Annotated in this window: 1 protein-coding gene and 1 pseudogene; both read right to left on the reverse strand. The window is 52.7% G+C overall.

What is annotated here, in order from left to right; translation table 11 throughout:
- Positions 1-236: 236 nt before the first annotated feature.
- On the reverse strand, positions 237-1,151 hold the full coding sequence (locus QZ197_RS15745) for a glycosyltransferase family A protein (protein WP_296433169.1): 915 nt from the start codon (positions 1,149-1,151) through the stop codon (positions 237-239).
- Between the two features lie 177 nt (positions 1,152-1,328).
- Positions 1,329-2,532 (reverse strand): annotated as a pseudogene (locus tag QZ197_RS15750) (IS3 family transposase).
- Positions 2,533-2,704: the final 172 nt, after the last annotated feature.

The raw sequence follows: 2,704 nt of genomic DNA on the forward strand, positions 1-2,704 counted from the left end.
ATTGGCAATATTGTTGCTGAGGTCATTGCGGCCACGTGAGTGGTCGAATGTTCCAACGTATTACTCACCAAACGTTGACGTGGCGTTGACGTAAACGCGCGCAAGGCCGATGGTATTATGATACCACCTACCTAAGAGTTTGATATTGTTGTTATATTTGGTTGCGGGAGCTGGATTTGAACACTGTTTATACCGTTTCAGGGAAGCCCCCTAAAACCCCAGACCCTCTTTCAGACCTACAGTACCCCGATCCCTAAAGTCTGGCCCCTATTGGGTTCGGAGAAAAGCGCCGGCGTGTCATGGCAGAAGACTGTTATCTCACCACTGAGGCAGGCATTTTCAACTGCGACGGCCGTCAGGATATTCCGCCGCGTCGCCTTTGAGATTGCTGGGCCATCCAGCACTTCGATCAGGAAATCACGCCAATCGGTGCGGGGTGCTGAGCCTGAGAGCTTTTCGCTCCGGTTGTCGGCGGATTTATCCCAGATGGCACCAATACGCGGCGACCAGACAACATCACCCAAAAGTGCCAAACGGCCCCAGCCGATTTTGTCTTCGCCAAACCGGACACCTTCGGGAAATCCCTGGCTCTCTATCAGGCACCTTTTCCACGTTCCAGCTGTGCTCGACGAGACGATCATGGGCCCGGAACTCATTGTCTCGAAGAAACAGGCTAGCGGTCCGCGACGATCAGATCCGATTCCGAAGCTGTGCAGTCTTGCCGCTCGATCCGGCGAAATCTCGCCCCACGCATCTGCATACAGCGCGGCTTCTGGGAATTCCGACATGAGAACCAGCATCTCTGAAACATGATGATCCTCCCAAGTGTCATCTGCATCCAGAAATAAGATGACTTCCCCACGCGCAGCTTTCCAACCGACGTTGCGGGCAGCCGCGGCGCCTTGGTTTTCCTGTCTGATGAGATGAAGAACACTTGCGTGGTCAGGCTTCTCTGTCGCCCAGTCTCTTACCACATCACTTGAGCCATCAGTGGAACCATCATCCACCACGACAAGTTCAAAAGCGACGTCTGCTAGGCAGCAGGACCGATAGGCCACAGAGATAGCTGCCGCGATGTGCCGCTTTTTTTGATAGAGCGGAATGACGACGGAAACCACTGGCATTTGTCTGTTCACCACTGGATTTATCATGCAGAACCTCTCACTTTGAGCAGCCGCTTACGACATCTCCAAGTTCCAGACAAACAGGAAACTCAACCGGAACTCACTTTCCAAAGGGCAAGGCTCATTTGCTTGACACAACGTACTGAAGTGGTCCTGCTTTTTAGGACAGTTTTGCGGCTTGGCTAAGATGCATCTGGTTTATGTTCATGCCGCTTTTCGTGTCTCCGCTTTGCCGAAGTATGCGATGTCCGGTGTTCGCTTATCAAGGGCGGTGTGAGGTCGTTCTGAGTTGTAGAACCCAATCCAGGTATTGATGATCCGTTTCGCTTGAAAGCCATCGCTAATTTCCTGCAGATAAACGGCCTCCTGTTTCAGCGACCGCCACAACCGTTTGATGAAGATGTTGTCCAAATAGCGGCCCCGACCGTCCATGGATATTTTTATGTCAGCTTTGGTCAAAGTCGTGATCCAACCAGCGCCTGTATATTGGCTGCCTTGGTCCGTATTCATTATCTCTGGCTTGCCATATCGGGCGATTGCCTCCTCCAACGCCTCAACGCAAAAGCTGGCATCCAACGTATTGGAAAGCCGCCACCCCTCTCATGCATGTAAACATGCACTGCCGGGCAATGGTCAAAACCTTACGGGTCGCCCAGTCCATGATTGCCACCAGATACAGAAAGCCGTTCTTGACAGGGATGTAGGTGATGTCGCTGCACCCGCTGACCGGCAGCACATGCTTGCATGTGTGAGAGGGGAACCTGATTGGGCCGCGTGATTGCGAGCTTCCTCAGCAGGTATGGATAAATGCGGTGCTGTGGGTGCTTCTTGCTGGTGTTCGGCCCCTTGTAGATGGTCTGCAACCCCATGATGTTCATCAGGCGACGAACACGGTGCCGTCCGGCTGAGAAGCCAGACTGAGGAAGGTAAGCCGCAATCTGGCGGCTTCCAAAGAACGGGTATTTGGTGAACACCCTATCAATCTCATGCATCAGCTTAAGCGTCTCTGCATTCACCCCAACTGGTGTGTAATAGATCGACGAACGGCTAATCTTGAGCAGTTTACACTGGCGCGTCAGGCTCAGTTTTGTGTTGTCTTTGCGGATCATCTCGCGGCGTTTTGATGGGCTCACCGCTTTAGCCCTTGTGACAAAAAATCATTCTCCACCGCCAGTTGGCCAATCTTGGCGTGCAGCTCTTTGATCTCGCCGTCCTTGTTCTCAGCCTTTTTGACCTTGTCGGAAAAAACGCCTGCCATGCCTTCGATCGCCTGTCGTTTCCATGTGCTCACCTGAGTTGGGTGGAGCTGCCGCTTGGCTGCAATCTCTTGCACCGTCTTGTCACCGCGCAGCGCCTCAAGCGCCACAGCAGCCTTAAACTGGTCTGAAAAGTTCCGTCGTTTTGTCATTCTCGTATCCATTCGTTCGGGTTGGATACATCTTAGCACGCTGTCCGAATTTGCCGGACCACTTCAGTCGGATGAACGGCATATTTTTTGGACAGCTCCGCCATCGACATCTCCTCGCGGATTGCTTCAAGCGCAACCTTAGCTTTGAAATCGGGCGAATGGTTCTTTCGTT

This window comes from Yoonia sp., from assembly GCF_017854415.1.
Classification (GTDB): Bacteria; Pseudomonadota; Alphaproteobacteria; order Rhodobacterales; family Rhodobacteraceae; genus Yoonia.

Excerpts from the sequence above, each read along its gene's own strand:
- QZ197_RS15745 (WP_296433169.1), bottom strand. The coding sequence starts at position 1,151 with ATGATAAATCCAGTGGTGAACAGACAAATGCCAGTGGTTTCCGTCGTC.